The sequence below is a fragment of the Changchengzhania lutea genome (assembly GCF_006974145.1).
Taxonomy (GTDB): Bacteria; Bacteroidota; Bacteroidia; order Flavobacteriales; family Flavobacteriaceae; genus Changchengzhania; species Changchengzhania lutea.
On the sequence record NZ_CP039456.1, the window covers coordinates 3,172,711 to 3,192,401 of the forward strand.

Genomic DNA, 19,691 nt, shown 5'->3' on the forward strand with positions numbered 1-19,691 from the left:
TTGTATTTTTTTCATAAATCTAACTAACTTTACCCTATAAATTTTCACGTTGAGACTAAAGAAGACCTATTATATCCCAGATTTAGAATCCTTTAGGGAAAAGTTACTGATTTGGGCGCAGCAATTTGATGAGATTGTTTGGCTAGATTCTAATAATTACAATCAAGAGCATTCTAACTATGATGCGGTTTTAGCAGTGGATGCCTTTACCAGTATTAAAACGGATTTCCATCAGGCTTTTGAGGATTTAAAAACCTATCAAACGCATACTAAAGATTGGATATTTGGCTATCTAACCTACGATTTAAAGAACGATGTAGAGGATTTAAAATCGAATAATTATGACGGTTTAGAATTTGCTGATTTGTTTTTCTTTCAACCCAAAAAAATATTTCTATTTAAAAATAACGAACTCGAAATTCAATATTTAAATGCGGTTAGCGATGAGATGGATACCGATTTTGAACTGATACAAAATTACAAAGAAACAGAGCGCACCCATACATCCAATAATATTAAAATTAAGCTTCGAATCCATAAAGATGAGTATTTTCAAAAAATAGAATCTATGTTGGCTCATATTCACAGAGGCGATATTTATGAAGCTAACTTTTGTCAAGAGTTCTATGCCGAAAACACCACGATTAATCCACTAGAGATTTATAAAAAATTAAATGCCATTAGTAATCCGCCATTTGCTACGTTTTTAAAAATAAATCATAAGTATTTGTTGTCCGCATCACCAGAACGCTATTTAAAGAAGGACGGACAAACAGTTATTTCCCAACCCATAAAGGGGACTGCAAAACGTTCAAACAATGAAGCGGAAGATTTACAATTAAAAACCGATTTACTAAATGATGAAAAAGAACGTAGCGAGAATATTATGATCGTAGATTTGGTGCGTAACGACCTATCTAAAACGGCTATAAAAAGCAGTGTTTCGGTAGAAGAACTGTGTAAAATTTATACCTTTGAGCAGGTACATCATATGGTTTCTACGGTGCGTTCAAAAATCGAAGCGGTAACGCATCCTGTGGATGTGATTAAAAGTACATTTCCTATGGGAAGTATGACGGGTGCTCCAAAAATTTCAGCAATGAAAATCATTGAAACCCTTGAAGAAACCAAACGCGGATTATATTCAGGAGCCGTTGGGTATTTTTCGCCAGATGGCGATTTCGATTTCAATGTGGTGATCCGAAGTATTTTGTACAACTCCCAAAAGCAATATGTCTCTTATTCGGTAGGCGGCGCCATTACTTCAAAAAGCGATCCTTTAAAAGAATACGAAGAATGTTTGGTAAAGGCTAAAGCGATGCGCGATGTTTTAGAAAATTAATCTAAATGGTTTCTAAATGTTTTGATGGCCAAATTTAAAATGCGCTCTACACGTTTGGTTTCAATATTCTTAACTTTAGCAATTTCGGCATAAGTCAATTCTCCAAATACAAAAAGATCAATAATATCAGATACTGTAAACGGCAACCAGGTATAGAATTTTCCCAAGGCATTTTTCTTTAAAATAGGCGTGGCGTCTTCAATTTCAAAGGCACTAATAACCGCTGAATTATTGTCATCATACAAAAACACGTGCTCATGTTTGTGGTCTTGTTTGTATGAAATATCATTAAGTTCGTCATTCATGATAAAATCAAAATCTTCATCAACCGTATAATTTTCCTCTAAACCATCCAACTCTTCTTCTAAAATAGTATGGGTGCTCATGGTGTTTTTATGAAAGGCTTCTCTTTTAAAAAGCGCATCTAAATCACTGTCAACAATTTTAAATAGTTTAATCTTTATAGCGGAGGATTCCGAATCTATATCATAACCGTTTTCGTAAAATTTGGCTATGCCTTCATCAATTAAATCATTTGATGTATACATGTTTTTAGGAATGATGCCAGTTGATTCTGCAATATAAAGTCTGTGTTTTACATAAGCCTGCAAATGCTGTGTGGTTGAAACAACTTTTTTATCAAATACTATTTTTAGGGCTTTATCATTTTGTTTTTCAAGTGAAGACATGATATAAAGTATTAAAGATTTCTCCTTAAAGATACGAAATTTGCAAGTTAGGAATATGAGAAATATCATTTGATTATAAAATTATGATGTCTATTTAAATCCGCAAAGTTGTATATTTGAACTTGTGCTACAGCAATTTAAAAACCACATGAACACACATTTTGATTTCTTAAACGAAAGCAGGCTTCTTATTGCCATTTCTGGAGGATTGGACAGTGTGGTCCTTGCACATTTATGCCATCGCTTACAACTCAATTTTGCTCTGGCACACTGCAATTTTAATTTAAGAGGTCAGGAAAGTGATGCTGATGAAGGCTTTGTATTAGAGTTGGCCGAAGATTTAAATGTGGAAGTGTTTATTCAGAATTTCGATACTGAAAATTTTGCCTCAGACGAAAAGTTAAGCATCCAAATGGCAGCACGCGCATTGCGTTATTATTGGTTTGATGAACTGAGCACGCAACTTAAGTTCGATTATATTCTAACGGCGCATCATGCTGATGATAATTTGGAAACGTTTCTCATTAATTTATCAAGAGGTACGGGTTTAGATGGTTTAACCGGGATTCCAGAAATTAAAAATAATGTTGTTAGACCGCTGCTTAAGTTCTCGCGAGAGCAAATAGAAGATTACGCGAAAAAAGAGCATATCAAATGGCGTGAAGATAGTTCGAATGCTTCAACAAAGTATTTACGTAACAGATTAAGGCATGATGTCGTCCCCGTTTTAAAGGAAATAAATTCCGAGTTCTTAACTAATTTTGAAAAGACCCAAGGGTTCTTAAAAGACTCTAAAACAATCATTAATGATAAAATGGATGAGGTGTCGAATAAAGTGATTAATCATATGGATGAGGATACCATCGCTTTTAGCATTGCCGAAATTAAGAAACTAACAAACCCCAAGCCTTATCTTTATGAACTGTTAAAGGATTTTGGTTTTACCAAATGGCATGATGTTTTAAACCTTATAGATGCACAATCAGGAAAACAACTTATATCTAAAACCTGGCGGCTGATCAAGGATAGGGAATTTTTATTTCTAACGGCTATCTCTTCGGAAAACCACCAAGAATTTTCAGTTTCTGGGATTGATGAAACTCTACAAATGCCACTAGGAACGCTCACGGTTAATAAAGTTGATAACATATCAGATAAAACCTCAGGTGCCATATTTGTTGATGGTGATAACTTAAAATTTCCTTTAACTATTAGAACATGGAAAGATGGCGATGTGTTCTATCCTGTTGGCATGACGGGCAAGAAAAAATTAAGTAAATATTTTAAAGATGAAAAAATGTCTTTATTGGATAAAGAGAACACATGGTTGCTTTGTTCTCAGGATGCTGTGGTTTGGGTTATAGGAAAGCGTGCCGACTCGCGTTTTAAAGCCACAGAACATTCCAAACAGATTTTAAAAATAGAATTACAATAAGATCCATGTCATTATTAAAACAATCATATTAATGAAAGTAAAAGGTCAGATAGTAGATATAATAAACAGACGTATTTTTAAAGGGGAAGTCGCTTTTGAAGATGGTAAAATCAGCTCTATTATTGAGAAAGATCATGACGTTGCCCATTATATATTACCTGGTTTTATTGATGCCCACATCCATATAGAAAGTTCCATGTTGGTGCCAAGTGAATTTGCGAAATTAGCCGTTCAACATGGCACAGTGGCAACCGTTTCAGATCCGCATGAAATAGCCAATGTGCTTGGAGTAGAAGGGGTTCAGTTTATGATTGATAATGGTAAAAAAGTGCCATTCAAATTTAATTTTGGTGCACCGTCCTGTGTGCCGGCCACTAACTTTGAATCGGCTGGTGCGGTTATAGATGATGAAGCTATAAAAACCCTAATGGGGCATCCAGATATTAAATATTTAGCAGAAATGATGAATTATCCAGGGGTTTTATTTGACGATGCTATTGTTGCTAAAAAAATAGCTTGGGCAAAACATTATAACAAACCCGTTGATGGTCATGCCCCTGGTGTAAGAGGTGATAATATCACGAAATATATCAATGTAGGAATATCTACAGATCACGAATGTTTTACCTACGATGAGGCGCTGGAGAAGCTTCAAAAAGGCATGAAAATTTTGATTCGTGAGGGAAGTGCTGCTAAGAATTTTGAGGCACTTATTGATTTGCTTCCCGAGCATTTTGAGCAGATGATGTTCTGTAGCGACGATAAGCATCCAGATGATTTAATTCTAGATCATATCAATAAACTTTGCGCGCGCGCAGTGGCTAAAGGGATGGATGTGTTTAAGGTGTTGCAAGTAGCATGCATTAATCCGGTACAGCATTACAATCTCGATGTTGGTCAACTAAAAATAGGTGAAGCCGCCGATTTTATTATCGTTGAAGATCTAGAAGGCTTTAAAACACTAGAAACCTATATAGATGGCGTTTTGGTGTATTCTAATAATCAAACATATATCAAATCTGTCAACTTTGAAATTTTAAATAATTTTAATTGCAGTACAAAACAGGTTTCTGATTTTTTTGTTCCAGCATCCACAAATAAAATACGGGTTATTGAGGCTTTAGAGGGCCAGTTGGTAACCAACGCGCTTATTGAAGCGAGTACGATTGAAGATGGAAATCTCATTTCAGATACAGAACATGATATTTTGAAAATGGCTGTCGTTAATCGGTATGAAAACCAAAAACCAGCCCTGGGGTTTATCAAAAATTTTGGTCTAACCGAGGGCGCCATTGCCTCATCTGTTGGACACGATTCACATAATATCATCGCCATTGGCGTAACAGATGAAGCCATTTGCAAAGCGGTTAATTTGTTGATTGAAAACCAAGGAGGTATTTGTGCTGTTTCTAACACGGATGAAAAAATAGTCTCCTTACCTGTTGCTGGTATTATGAGCGATAAGGATGGTGCAACTATTGGAAAGCAATACGCTGAATTAGATGCCATGGCAAAACAATTGGGTTCAAAATTAAATGCACCATATATGACCTTGTCTTTTATGGCTTTATTGGTTATTCCATCATTGAAATTAAGCGATAAAGGTTTGTTTAATGGCGACGATTTTAAATTCACCCCTTTACAAGTTCATTAGACATGCCAGTTATTGAATCCACTTACAACCCCTCTTTCTTATTCAAAAACGGATTTATATCTACCGTATACTCTGGACTTTTTCGGCAGGTATCTTTAAAACAAGAACGCGAACGCCTAACACTACCAGATGGTGATTTTTTGGACTTAGATTGGAGTTTTTCCAAAGAACAAAGTAATCAGGTTATCATTTTGCTTCATGGTTTGGAAGGGCATGGGCAAAGACCTTATGTTACTGGTGCCGCTAAATTGTTTAATGATAATGGAGTAGATGCTGTTTGCGTCAACTTTAGAGGGTGTAGCGGTGCCGATAATTTGAAGTACAGAAGCTATCACTCCGGAGCTACCGATGATTTGGAAGCCGTTATTACCCATGTGCTATCTTTAAAGAAGTATCATAGTATTTACCTAAAAGGCATTAGTTTAGGTGCTAATATTATCTTGAAATATTTAGGTGAAAGAAGTGATGTCCCTGAAGAAGTGAAAGCAGCGGTATCAGTTTCAGTGCCCTGTTATTTACAAGGATCGGCAGAAGAACTGCACACATTAAAAAACAGGCTGTACCACGATCGGTTTAAAAAACATTTGGTCAATCGATTAAAGATAAAGCAAAAACAATTTCAAGATCAACTTTCTATAGAAGCCATAAAATCGATTAAAACGCTAACCGATTTTGACGATGTTTATACATCCAAAGCCCATGGGTTTAAAGATGCCTCAGATTATTATACGAAATCCAGCAGTTTACAGTTTTTGAATACTATTAATACGCCAACACTCATTATCAATGCATTAAATGATTCCTTTTTATCACCAGAATGTTACCCGGTAAAAGAGGCACAGAACAATCCTAAGCTTTATTTGGAAATGCCAAAATACGGTGGACATTCAGGATTTATTGATAAAAACAACAACTACTACAACGAGAAAAGAGCTTTAGAATTTATTAAAAGTATGTTAAGCAATAAATAACACAACCATTACTTTAATATTTTTTGTATTTTTAAGAGGAATTATCCAATCGTTAACATTCTTCAAAAAATATAAACCATGCCAACGTTCAATTTAAAGATCAATAAAAAAAACCATACTGTGGAAGCAGATATGGATACACCCTTACTTTGGGTATTACGGGATTCACTAGACCTTGTGGGTACTAAATACGGTTGCGGGATAGGGCAATGTGGCTCATGTACCGTACACGTGGATGGGAATGCCATGAGAAGTTGTTTATTGCCAGTGTCTCAAGCCGAAGGCATGTCTATTACCACCATAGAAGGTTTGTCAGAAGATGGGAAGCATCCCATACAAGTAGCTTGGAAAGATGTAGATGTACCGCAATGCGGATATTGTCAATCAGGACAGATTATGACGGCATCTGCGTTTTTAGAAAAGAATCCAACGCCTTCAAAATCTGAAATTAGAAATGCCATGAACGGAAATATTTGCCGCTGTGCTGCATACAACAGTATTGAAAAAGCAGTGAAAGTGGCCGCCGAAAAATTAAGTTAATTATTTAAAGAAAACACATCATGAAAACCTCTAACCAATTAACGTTCAGCAGAAGATCTTTTTTAAAATCTACGGCACTCGCCAGTGGCGGCATGCTTATAGGCTTCAATTTATTTAACGCCTGCAAAGAAGATGCGGCACCGCCAATAGATATTAGCCAATTGAATTTTAAGGATTTTAATGCCTTTATCAAAATTTCAGATGAAGGTAAAGTCACCATATTTTCACCTAATCCCGAAATAGGGCAAGGAGTAAAAACATCCATGCCCATGCTTATTGCTGAAGAATTGGATGTCCCTTGGGAAGATGTCTACGTTGTACAGGGAGATTACGACCCAGTAAACTATACACGACAGGTGGCTGGAGGAAGTCAATCCATTCGTTTAGGCTGGGAGCCTTTACGTCAAACAGGTGCCACTGCAAAACAGATGCTTGTTAATGCAGCGGCTGCACGTTGGGGTGTATCAGCGTCTGATTGTAAGGCTAAAGTGGGTGTCATTACCAATGCTAACGGTGAGACATTAGGATATGGAGATGTGGTGGGAGATGCTGCAACTTTAGAAGTTCCAGAGGATGTGAAATTAAAAGATCCAAAAGATTTTACTATTATAGGAAAAGGAAAAAGCAATGTAGATATAGATAAGATTATAACAGGAAAACCCTTATATGGATTAGATTATAAAGAAGACGGGATGAAATATGCTTCCGTGTTGAGACCTCCAGCATTTGGACAAGTTTTAGAATCGTTTGATGATACGGCTGCTAAAAATATTAATGGCGTTACCAATATTATTAAATTTGGGAATAAGGTGGCTGTAATAGCAAATAGTACCTGGGCTGCCATGAAAGGTAAAAAGGCATTGAAGGCTAATTGGGCGCAAGACTCTGATGCCGAAAGCACTAAAATACACAATGAAAAGTTACTTGGTTTACTTAATGGAAAGGATTTTGAAACCAAAAGAAAAGATGGCAACGTTAAAAAAGCATTCGCAGAAGCTGATACGGTTTTAGAGCGTCTCTATGAATCACCATTTTTACCACACAATTGCATGGAACCCATGAATTTTTTCGCCAATGTGACCGCAGAAAAAATTCATTTAGTGGGACCCATTCAAACCCCGGAGTGGACAGCTGGCAGGGTGGCAACGCTTTTAGATAGGGATGTTAAGGAGATTGATTTAAAAATGACCCGTATGGGTGGTGGTTTTGGACGCAGACTTTATGGTGATTTTGCCTTAGAAGCTGCTGAAATTTCCAACTTGGCACAACTTCCTATAAAAGTGGTTTTCTCTCGGGAAGACGATATGGCCGCAGGGACCTATAGACCAGCCATTAAATATAAAATTGCCGCAGCCATTAAGGACGGAAAAATTACAGGATATCATCTTAAAGAAGCTGCTATAAATGGCAATATGTACGGGCTTATCCCTAATTTCTTTCCAGCTGGAGCTATTGAAAACTACCAAGTCGATGTGGCGAATTATCAGAGTAATATTACCACTGGCGCTTGGAGAGCACCATATACCAATTTTCTAGCTAGCGCTGAACAAAGTTTTTTTGACGAGTTGGCTGAGGTTTTGGAAGTAGACCGTATTCAACTGCATTTAGATTTACTTCAAAAGGTTAAAGGTACTACAGATGAACGTATTGAGTATAGCGCAGAACGATTAGAAGGCGTTATCAAAATGGTGGTCGATAAATCCAATTGGGGAAAAACCAAGGAAGGTGTTTATCAAGGGTTTTCAGTTTACTATTGCCATAACACGCACGTTGCAGAAGTTGCAGATATCATTTTGGAAAACGGTATTCCCGTAGTTAAGAAAGTAACTTGTGCTGTAGATTGCGGCATTGTAGTCAATCCATTAGGAGCTCTTAACCAAATTAAAGGTGGTATTATTGATGGGATAGGGCATGCCATGTATGGCGATCTAAGCTTTGCCAATGGTATGCCGCAATCTAATAACTTCAACAGTTATCAATTAATTAGAATGGACCAAACGCCAGAGGTGGATGTTCATTTTATTAAAAATAATTTAGCACCAACAGGCTTGGGCGAACCGACTTTGCCCCCAGTAGGAGGTGCCATAGCCAATGCTATTTATGCTGCTACAGGTAAACGGCTTACTAAACAACCTTATATGAGTAATATGAAAATGGAAAAAATGGTTGGATAAGGATTTTTATGACGCACGAATTTAAAAATATTGTAAATGAAGCGCAAAATGCCGCTAAAAAAGGTGTAAAATCGGTTTTGGCATCCGTAGTAGCCTTAGATGGTTCTTCCTATAGAAGACCTGGGGTGAGAATGCTTATTTTAGAAAACGGCAGTATGATTGGCGCTGTTAGCGGTGGTTGTGTTGAAAAAGAAATTCTACTTCAATCAGAATCGGTTTTCTCATCTGGTGTTTCAAAAATAATGACTTATGATGGACGCTATCGGTTGGGTTGTGAGGGCGTTCTTTATATTTTACTTGAAGAATTTGCTCCCGATGAAGCTTTTTATGATACTTTTCAGAACTGTTTGACACAAAGACATGTATTTCGCTTACAATCATTTTGTTACAAGAAAACAGGAATTTTTAAGACTATAGGTACCCAGGTTTTAATCAATAACAAGTTATATAAGTTATCAAAATTTGAGATTTCTGAAGCGCAGAAGGAACATGCCGTTTTCGAACAACTTATGACGCCTTGCTTTAAGTTACTGATTATTGGCGCAGAACATGACGCTGTTCAATTATGTCAATTTGCTGCTTTAACAGGTTGGGAGGTCACGATTATTTCTGGTGTTTCTGAATCAAAATCAATAAGCGATTTCCCTGGAGCTTCCGGTTTTCAAACCGTTTCAGCAGAATCATTAGATGTCAAATCCATTGACAATCAGACCGCAATCATCTTAATGACCCATAATTTTGCCATTGATTTAAGATATTTGGTGACCATAAGAGAAACCAACCCATGTTACATTGGTTTATTAGGTCCCAAAAGAAGAAGAGCAGATTTATTGTCTCAATTCATCGAGTATTGTCCAGATATAGATGAAGCGTTTTTGGAGCGCATTCACGGGCCAGCTGGTATTAATATTGGAGCAGTAACGCCACAAGAAATTGCTATCTCTATAATTGCTGAAATTTTATCGGTTATAAGAGAGCAGGAGCCCATGCCCTTAAATCGTAAAGCGGGATCTATTCATGCTTAATAATGTGAGTTCGGTATAGACATGCCTGTAATTAACTAAAAATTAGTAATGTATGCTTTAATGTCAGGTTGAGTGCAGTCGAAACCTATAAAATTTATTGATTTTCATGACCTTTCAACTGTGCTCAAAGGGACAATTACCAATATAATTAACTTTTAAACAGAATTGTTTTTACGCCGAACTCACGTTAATAGGGATATCCAAATACATCATGCTCAATAAATCTTCAAATATTATCGTAGTGGTATTAGCCGCAGGCGCATCAACACGTATGGGTATGCCCAAGCAGTTATTGCCATGGGCTAACACAACCCTATTAAATCATAGTATTGATACCGTTTCAAAATTAGATGGACTGGCGGAAATCATTGTGGTTTTAGGTGCCCATTATTCAACTATAAAAAATCATATCACAAATCGTCAATTGACTATTTTAAATAATGAAAAGTGGCAATCTGGACTTGGAGCTTCGATTGCTTGTGCCACGAAACATATTGAAAGTTTGAAGCATGAAACACACGGTATTTTATTTACACTAGTCGATCAACCCTTAATTCCAGATGAATACCTACAGAAATTAATTCACAATTTTAAAGATTTTAATGATATTATTGCCACCCGGTATGAGGATAAAAAAACGGGTGTTCCAGCACTTTTTGGTATACCTTATTTTAAAGAGTTATCAAATTTAAACAATGATTTTGGTGCTAAACAGATAATGAAAACCTATGAATCTCGTATTAAGACTTTAAAACTAGACGTAAATAGTGTAGATTTAGATACTCAAAAGGAATATAACGATTTATATAAACAGCACTTCGAAAATAAATAATGAGCACCACACCCCAAGATAAAGCAAAAACCCCAGAAGCGTTTCTCGATTTAAAAATCACAAAACCCGATAAGAATAGTGTCGGTTTTGCTGCCATAAAATCGACCATATCCCAAACTATCAAGTATATGGATCCCATAAAGGCGATCAAAATTATGCGTAAGATAAATCAAAAAGGGGGTTTTGATTGCCCGGGTTGTGCATGGCCAGATCCTGATGATGAGCGCTCTTCGTTAGGGGAATACTGTGAGAATGGCATAAAAGCCATGGCTGAAGAAGCTCAAAAAACTTTAGTCACTCAGGATTTTTTTGAAATGCATTCTGTGGATGAGCTCGCACAATTATCTGATTTTGAAATTGGAAAATCCGGTAGACTTTCTGAGCCCATGTACCTAGCAGAACATGCTACACATTATAAACCCATCACTTGGGAAGATGCTTTTGAAAAAGTGGGGACACATTTAAATGCCTTAGGCTCTCCAGATGAAGCTGTTTTTTATACATCAGGAAGAACCACCAATGAAGCCGCTTTTTTATATCAGTTGTTCGTGCGTGAGTTTGGAACGGCCAATTTGCCAGATTGCTCAAATATGTGCCATGAAGCCAGTGGCAGTGCGCTTAACGAAACACTTGGTATAGGAAAAGGATCGGTTACATTAGACGATTTATATAAAGCCGATTTGGTCATGGTCATCGGGCAAAACCCTGGTACCAATCATCCTAGAATGCTATTGGCACTTGAAAAATGCAAAAACAATGGTGGTAAAATTATGGCAATCAACCCGCTTCAAGAAGCTGGTTTAATGAAATTTACAGATCCACAGAGCGTTTTAAAATTATTAACTAGTGGCACCAAATTGACTGATGTATTTGTGCCCATTACCATCAATGGGGATGTGGCGTTCTTCAAGGCCATACTCCTTAAATTATTAGAAAAGGAAGAACAGCTCGGGAATGTTTTTGATAAAGCATTTATCGAATCCTATGCAAACGGTTATGACGTCTTCATTGCAGATTTAAAAACTTATAATTTTGAAGATTGTCTAGAAAAATCTGGTGTAACAGAAGCCATATTTAATGATGCTTTTGAATTGATTTTAAACAACGAAAATATTATTATATGTTGGGCCATGGGATTGACGCAGCATCAAAACGCGGTAGATAACATTCGTGAGTTGGTGAATTTATTACTACTGAAAGGCAGCATTGGTAAAGAAGGAGCAGGAACCTGTCCTGTTCGTGGGCATTCTAATGTCCAAGGCGACAGAACAGTTGGCGTGTGGGATGCAGCGCCTCAGGCATTTTTAGATAAAATCGAAGCAAAATATGGATTTAAGCCAACAACAAAACATGGATACTCTGTTATAGATTCTATAAAAGCGATGTATGAAAAAAAGGCTAAAGTATTTTTTGGCTTAGGCGGAAATTTTATTTCAGCGGTTCCTGATACGGCGTATTCAGCCGAAGCTTTATCCAATTGTAACTTGACCGTGCATGTGAGTACAAAACTGAATCGGTCACATTTGGTAACCGGAAAAGAAGCACTTATCTTTCCATGTTTAGGTCGTGCAGAAAAGGACTATCAAAAAACCGGGGTTCAAACACAGAGTGTGGAAAATTCTATGGGCATCGTATCCTCAACAAAAGGTATATTGGAGCCTTGTTCAGAGTCACTATTAAGTGAGGTCGCAGTGGTTTGTGGGATAGCCAATGCCACGTTAAAAGGACGTTCTAAAATCAACTGGCTTGCTTATAAAGATGATTATAATTTAGTGCGAGATGATATAGCCGAAGTAGTTAGTGGTTTTGAAAATTTCAATGCCAAATTAAAACAACCTGCTGGTTTTTATCTGCCCAATGGTGCTCGCGTTAGAAAGTTTGATACCAATACCGGACGCGCCAATTTTTCTATTAATAAACTCCCAAGTTGGACATTAAAAGATTCCGAACTTATAATGATGACCATTAGGAGCCATGATCAATTCAATACCACCATTTATGGTTTAAATGACAGGTATCGCGGCGTGTTTAATGAGCGTCGTATTATATTTATGAATCGGGATGACATGAAATCTAGGGGTTTGGTGGAAAAGCAAGTGGTCAATTTAAGGTCGGAATTTAAAGGTGTAATTAGAAAAGCCAATAAGTTTAAAGTCGTAGGCTATGATATTCCAAAAAATTGTTGTGCCACGTATTTCCCAGAAACCAATGTTTTAGTACCGCTGGATAGTTATGCTCACACGGCAAAAACACCAGCATCAAAGAGTATCGCAATAACCGTTGAACCAGATATTCAGATAAACTAAAATACTATGCAAGAATCTAAATTTAAGCGAGCTATTGTATTGATAGATGAATACAATCAAAAAGATCCAAATCAGGTTACCGTTGATGGAAATATCTATCCAAAAGAGTTGTTATACTCACAACGCATGACGACAACACTTTTAGGTTTTGAAACAAATCCTTCTGAGGCGCTACAAATTGCGGCTCGGGCACAACATATTTGCAGATGGCAAATTCCTAGAAAGGACTATCCCATGACAAGAGTAGGCTATTTGAAATGGCGAGAAACCTTAAAGAAAATGCATGCAGAACTAACCGCTGATATTTTAAATACTGTGGGTTATGAAAAAGAATTTATAAAGCGCGTGTCTTTTTTAATCAACAAAAAGCAGATTAAAAAAGATGAAGAATCCCAAACACTTGAAGATGTGATTTGTCTAGTGTTTTTAGAGTATTACTTGGGAGATTTCGCGGTAAAACATGACGACGATAAGGTTATAGATATTTTAAGGAAAACCTGGAAAAAAATGTCTAAAAAAGGTCATGAAGCGGCACTTAATATCAAGTATTCCGATAAAGAACTTAAGCTTGTAAAAGCTGCGCTTGAATCTCAATAGCAATAGCACTCCTACCTTGAAAAGAAGGTTGTGATAAAATATTCTTAAATTTTTATGTAGCTGATACCTACTATTCATTGTATCTTTTTCTCGTGCCTCAAAAAAGGATGCCGTTTCTATCAGGGCTAAAAAAATAAGTAAAGTTGCAATTTAGGTTTTGAGTTGCTAGCCTTACTTTATGAGATTTCTCGTTGCTCATGCTTCTTCTAATAGCTATCGGAACTGTCGAAATGAAAAATTATTTTTTATTCTTAAAATTTTCGTCTTTGACCATAATTTGATAAATGACATAGAATCCTATTAGTGCAGCCGCAAGAAAAAGTAAAATGGCAAGTGCTGGATATCCAAGAATGGTCCACGATGTTGGAATTTTAATAAGCATAGCAGCACCAATAATCATTGAGGCTATAATGATACCTAAAGTGATACGATTCGCCACCTTTTGAAAAGCATCCGTAAAACGGGTTTCGTCAATGGCATTCACCTTCATCTCAAATGTATTGTTCGCCAACTTATCAAATATTTGGTTTAGGCGTTCTGGCATTTTTTCAGCTAATTTCTTCGTTTCCAATGCTACATTAAACAGATTTTCGGGTTTCATTTCATCGGTCATTTTCTTATGCATTAACTCTTCAATATAACCTCTAATGGTCTTATTGATATCATAATCGGGAGATAAAGCAGCGACAATTTGATCTAGATTGAGTAGTATTTTTGCAAGCATATTAAGCGCTACCGGTAATTTAATGTTGTTCATAGCCGCAATACGATTCACTTGAATAATAAATCGACCGGTTTGCATACTTTCCGCAGTTTTATTTTGATTTTCCAACAAAAGCCTGCTTATGCTTTTCTCGAAACTGTCAATATCTGCCGTAGTTTTGTCGTAAGTACTAATTTCTAATACAACTCTTATGACTTCGGCACTATCATATTTGCTTAGGCCAATCATAAGTTGTAAAATGTGCTCTTGTAAATTTTCAGGAAACTGTGCGACCATACCCAAATCCATCAAGGCCAATTTATTGTATTTGGTAATATGAATATTACCAGGGTGCGGGTCTGCATGCGCTATACCGTCAACAATGACTTGTTTTAAATAAGCTTTTACCAAATCGTCCACTAAAGGCGTCAAGTCGTTTTCAATTCGTCTTAAGGGATTGATTTCTGTTACCTTTTTGCCTTCAATGTACTCCATAGTGAGCACCTTGTATGTAGAATAGTCTAAAATGGGCTCTGGAATTTGCAAACGCTGAAATGACTTTAGGTTTTCTCTTAGCAAGATTAAATTTTGGGCCTCCGCTTTATAATCCAATTCTTTTAATAAAGTGAACCGCAATTCTTCTATTAATTCGGCAACATTATATTTTTTAGCGTCTTTTGAATGTTTTACAGACCAGTCTGCTACCTCTTTTAAGGTATCCAAATCGGACAGAAATTTCTCCCTAACATTTGGCCTTTGAATTTTAACGGCCACCAATTTTCCAGAATGCAACCGTGCTTTATGAACCTGTCCTATAGAAGCGCTCGCAAGCGGTTCTTCGTCAAAAGATTCAAAGGCTTTCGAAATTCTAGTGCCAACCTCTTCTTCAAAAATATCATGAACCGTTTTAAAATCTATAGGGTCAACATCGTCTTGTAATTCACTAAGTGCCATTAGATGCGCTTTCGGCAATAAATCTGGTCGGGTAGATAACAGTTGCCCCAATTTTATATATGCTGGCCCCATACTTTTAAGATCATTGGTAAAATCTTTCGGGTCTATATCATAGGTGTTATCTTCTGATGCCTCGTTATCCATGGCTTTGTCTGAAGCGTAGTTAACTAGGTCGCTGTTATAATACTTAATAATGAAACTAAAGAATTTACGGTATCTTTCTATACGTTCTGGTAATATTGACATGGCTGTGGTTTTGTTGAATTAATATTAAGATAAAGTTACAAGAAACCTATAATTCGTTTGTTGTTAATGGAACAATAATTAACTCAAACCAAACGAAGTATAAATAGTAAAAACAGTCCAGTTAAGCGCTAGCCCCCAATAGTAATCATGCTTCTATTGTTATTGTGCAATTTTGGTTCTTGAAGTTTTGCTAAAGTATCCATGCCGCCTCGCACTTTTAATTTGGCTTGCACTGCTTTTTGAATAACAGGCTCAATAGATTTTCCTGCTCGGAGCGTGGTCAATAAATCAGATTCCGTTGCAGAAAACAAACAATTTTTTAATTGACCGTTTGCCGTTAAACGTAACCTGTTACACGAATCGCAAAATGGATTGGTAACCGAACTGATGATTGCGAAACTACCCTTGTAGCCTTTTATTTTATAGTTTTTGGACGTGTCGTTTGGCGCATCCTGTAAACGTTCAATTTTATCTTCGGTGAAAGTTTTATTAACATAATTCATGACTTCAGCATAGGACACCATTTTACTCAGATCCCATTTATTGCCATCAAAGGGCATAAACTCAATAAAGCGAACAGAAATTGGTAAATCTTTAGTGAAATTAATAAAATCTATAATTTCATTATCGTTAAAACCTTTCATTAAAACAGCATTTACTTTCACGTTAAATCCTTTTTTAACTAGAAGTAATATGTTTTTATAAACAATATCAAACTGGTCTCTACGTGTAATTTGTTTAAACTTCGCTCTGTCTAAAGAATCCAAACTTACATTGATACTTTTTACACCATTTTCTTTCAAAACATCAATAAATTTATGAATAATTACAGCGTTTGAAGTGATGGATAACTCAACGGGGAGAGCGGCTAATTTTTCTAAAATGATTGGAATGTCCTTTCTAATTAGAGGTTCGCCGCCTGTAAGTCTAATTTTATTCACCCCATGTTTCACAAAGATTTTTGCTATATCGTAAATTTCCTCATAAGTCATCAAGTGACTTTTAGGAGAAAGTGGCACCCCTGCTTCAGGCATGCAATAGGAACAGCGCAAATTGCAGCGCTCAATCAATGAAATACGTAAATAAGCATGGTCTCTACCATATGCATCCCTTAAAATTTCTGAATTATCTTTCATTTTTTTAATTTAAACCTGTCCCTTTTTTTATTATTTTCAACCAAGAACCAAGAACCAAGAACCAAGAACCAAGAACCAACAACCAACTAATCATGTCTAGCACCTTGTAGAATTCTGAAAATGTGTAAAACTGATGGAAAAATAGCATCCATAGATTCTTTGGCACCGTTTGTTGAGCCTGGTAAGGCCAAAATTAAGGTGTCTTTTATAGTGCCAGCGACACTTCTTGATAACATGGAGAATGGCGTTCGGTCTTGTCCGTAACTTCTAATGGTCTCCTCAATGCCAGGTATTCTTCTATCCAATAATGGTAGCAACGCTTCTGGAGTTACATCACGTCCGGAAAGCCCTGTTCCACCGGTGTAAATAATTAAATCGACACCGCGTTCTTGAAACGTTTTTGCTTTTTCTTGAATATCATGAATTTCATCAGGGATAATAATATAATCTTCAATTTTTACATCACAGGATTCTAATTTCTCTATAATTGCCTTTCCAGCTTTGTCTTCTTTATGTCCTGCCGCAATAGTATCAGAACACACAATAACGACTGCTTTTAAATCTTTTCTAAAACGGTCCCTGAAATCAGATTTGCCACCTTTTTTGTTCAATAGTTTTATAGCGTGAATTTCGATGCCTTTATCAATTGGCTTAAGCATATCGTACATATTTAATGCCACCACACTGGCACCATGCATCGCCTCAACTTCAACACCTGTTTTATAAATGGTTTTTACAGTGAATAAAACGATAATTTCCAATCCATTAATATCGTACTCTACACTGGTAAATTCAATAGGTAAGGGATGACAGTCTGGTAGAATATCTGGTGTTCGTTTTACCCCTAATAATCCTGCCGCTTTGCTCATGGCGAATACGTTCCCTTTTGGGACAGTATCGGTTTGAATAGCAGTAATCGTTTCAGGTTTACTAACCTTTACAATGGCTTGGGCTACTGCGGTTCTTAATGTTGTTGCTTTGTGTGTGATATCGACCATAATGTGTTGATTCGTTAAATCGTTTATTTGTTTAACTGTGCTTTTCGTAATGCATTAAGCTTGTTAGAAATCTTTTCAATTTCTGTTCTAAGTATTTGATAATTATTCTTGTCTATAAAATTTAATTCCCTTGCAATAATAATTTGGTTCAAAACTTCCATTAATGAGCTAAAAGAAAGTGTTGTGAAATGCGCTTTATCCTTGTTGGTCTTTCTTGATGTGCCTTCAGCTAAATTTGAAGCAATAGAAACTGATGCTCTTCTAAGTTGACTTGTTAACCCAAATTTTTCTTCACTAGGGAAATCTTTTGTTATGATATAAATGAGTTTTATTAATTCCTTAGAATCAATCCAAACATTTAGTTTTTCAAATGAAAATGTGTACGGCATTTTTACGATTTAACAATTAAACATATCCACGATTAAACAAAACAATTATGTGTTTATTTTCCACTGATGTGAATCATCTTCAAATATCTCTTTTCCAAAAACAGGCGCATGTGCTTTTATTTCTTCAACTATATATTCCAAAGCTTTAAAAACCACTTTTCGTCTTGGAGAGGATACAAATACAAATAGGCAAATTTCTCCAGCTTTCACGGTTCCTAAACTGTGATAGATATGCATACAAATAAGTTCAAATTTCTCAAAAGCAGCTTCCCTGATTTCATGAAATTTTTGATTGGCCATATCCTCATAAGCTGTATATGTTATGGCGGCTACTGTTTTGTTTTCTATAACATCGGCACGTACTTGTCCTAAAAATATGTTGTGAGCGCCTATGCTCGTTTTTGTTTGATGTTTGTATATAGATTTTCCAATAAATTCAGAAGAAATAGCACCTTGGTGAAATACGTTCTTTGGTTTTTTATCTTTCATTGTCTTTTATTGTTTTAGACCTACAAGGTTGGTTAAACCTTGTAGGTTGTTCTTTAATGGTTTTATTCCTGCAAGGTTTTAAAAACCTTGTAGGATTCAATTATTTCTGAAGCGCCTTCATTAATACTGAAACAGTTTTGAATATCTAATTCTTGTAAAATTTCAACCGCGCGTTTACTTCGTATTCCCGATTGACAAAAAATAGCTTTCTTTTTTGTCGCATCAATGTTGTCTAAACTATTTTCTAATTGATTCAATGGAATATATGTAATGGGAAAATCTTCAATTTTGGGCTGTTCGTGCGCTTCTCTAACGTCAATAAATTGAATGTTTTCTTCAGACAGAAAATCTTCAATGCAAACAGAATGAATTTCACAATTAAAGTCCAACGCCCTTTTATGAAAGTTTTCTTTGTCCTTTATAACCGATAGAATTGTTTCTTCAGATCTATTAATTTTCAAAATCGATTTTTGAAACGTTAATGCATTATAACAGAATAATTGCCCTGAAAGCACCTTGCCAATTCCCAATATCATTTTTAGAACTTCGTTGGCTTGCATGCTACCTATAATTCCGGGCAGCACACCTAACACTCCAATTTCTGAACAATTTGGGATGCTGTTCTTTTTGGGCGGATTTGGAAAGAGGCAGCGGTAACTTGGGCCGTTATTATAGTTGAATACCGAAACCTGTCCTTCAAACTTGTAAATCGCTCCAAATACTAAAGGCTTATTTGTAATTATGCAAGCATCGTTAATTAGGTAGCGGGTTTCAAAATTATCGGATCCATCAACAATAATATCGTAGTTATTGAACAAATCAATGGCATTTTTATGTGTTAGCTTTTTAGGATATGCCAAAATGGAAATACTGTTATTTAAGTCTTCTAGACGCTCTGTTGCAGCTAATGCTTTATTTTTTCCTAAAGATGATGTTCCAAATAAAATCTGTCGTTGCAAGTTTGAAATGTCAACAGTATCAAAATCGATAATACCAATAGTCCCAATTCCTGCAGCCGCTAAATATTGTAGTATGGGACAGCCCAATCCACCTGCACCAATAACCAATACTTTGGCATTGGAGAGTTTATCTTGACCAGCTTGCCCGATTTCTGATAAAATGATATGTCTGTTGTATCTACTCACTTGTCGTTATAATTGTTTGTTTATTGATTTGTGTAACCGATTTAACGACTAAACGAATCCACTATT

Annotated in this window: 17 protein-coding genes; 10 read left to right on the forward strand and 7 right to left on the reverse strand. The window is 36.2% G+C overall.

Annotated features, from left to right (window positions below; all coding sequences use genetic code 11):
• Window positions 1-49 precede the first annotated feature (49 nt).
• Window positions 50-1,342 (forward strand): aminodeoxychorismate synthase component I, encoded by a 1,293-nt coding sequence (gene pabB, locus FAF07_RS14245; RefSeq protein ID WP_142785735.1) that lies wholly within the window; start codon window positions 50-52, stop codon window positions 1,340-1,342.
• Here pabB and FAF07_RS14250 read toward each other — a convergent pair.
• Window positions 1,339-2,031: a sigma-70 RNA polymerase sigma factor region 4 domain-containing protein gene (locus tag FAF07_RS14250; protein ID WP_142785736.1), complete on the reverse strand. Its 693-nt coding sequence runs from the start codon at window positions 2,029-2,031 to the stop codon at window positions 1,339-1,341. The two genes, pabB and FAF07_RS14250, sit on opposite strands and share 4 nt — an antisense overlap.
• A gap of 148 nt (window positions 2,032-2,179) precedes the next feature.
• Here FAF07_RS14250 and tilS point away from each other — a divergent pair, with 148 nt between their 5' ends.
• From tilS to FAF07_RS14295, 9 genes are all read left to right on the forward strand, one after another.
• A complete protein-coding gene (gene tilS / locus FAF07_RS14255) occupies window positions 2,180-3,466 on the forward strand; it encodes a tRNA lysidine(34) synthetase TilS (protein ID WP_246067711.1) in 1,287 nt (428 codons plus the stop codon).
• A gap of 31 nt (window positions 3,467-3,497) precedes the next feature.
• A complete protein-coding gene (gene ade, locus FAF07_RS14260) occupies window positions 3,498-5,120 on the forward strand; it encodes an adenine deaminase (RefSeq protein ID WP_142785738.1) in 1,623 nt (540 codons plus the stop codon).
• Between the two features lie 2 nt (window positions 5,121-5,122).
• Window positions 5,123-6,091: a YheT family hydrolase gene (locus tag FAF07_RS14265; RefSeq protein WP_142785739.1), complete on the forward strand. Its 969-nt coding sequence runs from the start codon at window positions 5,123-5,125 to the stop codon at window positions 6,089-6,091.
• A gap of 78 nt (window positions 6,092-6,169) precedes the next feature.
• Complete coding sequence (locus FAF07_RS14270; RefSeq protein ID WP_142785740.1) at window positions 6,170-6,631, forward strand: (2Fe-2S)-binding protein; 462 nt, start codon at window positions 6,170-6,172, stop codon at window positions 6,629-6,631.
• Window positions 6,632-6,651: 20 nt separating this feature from the next.
• A complete protein-coding gene (locus FAF07_RS14275; RefSeq protein WP_142785741.1) occupies window positions 6,652-8,805 on the forward strand; it encodes a xanthine dehydrogenase family protein molybdopterin-binding subunit in 2,154 nt (717 codons plus the stop codon).
• A gap of 8 nt (window positions 8,806-8,813) precedes the next feature.
• Window positions 8,814-9,830: an XdhC family protein gene (locus FAF07_RS14280; RefSeq protein ID WP_142785742.1), complete on the forward strand. Its 1,017-nt coding sequence runs from the start codon at window positions 8,814-8,816 to the stop codon at window positions 9,828-9,830.
• Window positions 9,831-10,041: 211 nt separating this feature from the next.
• Window positions 10,042-10,662 carry a nucleotidyltransferase family protein gene (locus FAF07_RS14285; protein WP_142785743.1) on the forward strand — a complete coding sequence of 207 codons (621 nt, stop codon included), beginning with the start codon at window positions 10,042-10,044 and terminating at the stop codon, window positions 10,660-10,662.
• The gene (locus FAF07_RS14290) at window positions 10,662-12,968 is read left to right on the forward strand and encodes an FdhF/YdeP family oxidoreductase (protein WP_142785744.1); all 2,307 of its coding nucleotides are present in this window, start codon (window positions 10,662-10,664) and stop codon (window positions 12,966-12,968) included. Before FAF07_RS14285 ends, FAF07_RS14290 begins: the two co-directional genes overlap by 1 nt.
• 6 nt (window positions 12,969-12,974) lie before the next feature.
• The gene (locus FAF07_RS14295; RefSeq protein ID WP_142785745.1) at window positions 12,975-13,565 is read left to right on the forward strand and encodes a DUF4202 domain-containing protein; all 591 of its coding nucleotides are present in this window, start codon (window positions 12,975-12,977) and stop codon (window positions 13,563-13,565) included.
• Window positions 13,566-13,803: 238 nt separating this feature from the next.
• Here the strand turns inward: FAF07_RS14295 and FAF07_RS14300 are convergent, their stop codons facing one another.
• The 6 genes from FAF07_RS14300 to moeB form a co-directional block, all read right to left on the reverse strand.
• Window positions 13,804-15,468, reverse strand: a complete 1,665-nt coding sequence (locus tag FAF07_RS14300) for an ABC1 kinase family protein (protein WP_142785746.1) — start codon at window positions 15,466-15,468, stop codon at window positions 13,804-13,806.
• A 128-nt stretch (window positions 15,469-15,596) separates the two neighbouring features.
• Window positions 15,597-16,604 (reverse strand): GTP 3',8-cyclase MoaA, encoded by a 1,008-nt coding sequence (gene moaA, locus FAF07_RS14305; protein WP_142785747.1) that lies wholly within the window; start codon window positions 16,602-16,604, stop codon window positions 15,597-15,599.
• Between the two features lie 86 nt (window positions 16,605-16,690).
• Window positions 16,691-17,602, reverse strand: coding sequence for a bifunctional molybdenum cofactor biosynthesis protein MoaC/MoaB (gene moaCB / locus FAF07_RS14310; protein ID WP_142785748.1), 912 nt, complete (start codon window positions 17,600-17,602; stop codon window positions 16,691-16,693).
• 23 nt (window positions 17,603-17,625) lie between these two features.
• Entirely contained in the window at window positions 17,626-17,991 is a 366-nt protein-coding gene (locus tag FAF07_RS14315) for a four helix bundle protein (RefSeq protein WP_142785749.1), read from the reverse strand.
• A 45-nt stretch (window positions 17,992-18,036) separates the two neighbouring features.
• Complete coding sequence (locus FAF07_RS14320) at window positions 18,037-18,480, reverse strand: molybdenum cofactor biosynthesis protein MoaE (RefSeq protein ID WP_142785750.1); 444 nt, start codon at window positions 18,478-18,480, stop codon at window positions 18,037-18,039.
• A gap of 62 nt (window positions 18,481-18,542) precedes the next feature.
• The gene (gene moeB, locus FAF07_RS14325) at window positions 18,543-19,625 is read right to left on the reverse strand and encodes a HesA/MoeB/ThiF family protein (RefSeq protein WP_142785751.1); all 1,083 of its coding nucleotides are present in this window, start codon (window positions 19,623-19,625) and stop codon (window positions 18,543-18,545) included.
• Between the last annotated feature and the right edge of the window lie 66 nt (window positions 19,626-19,691).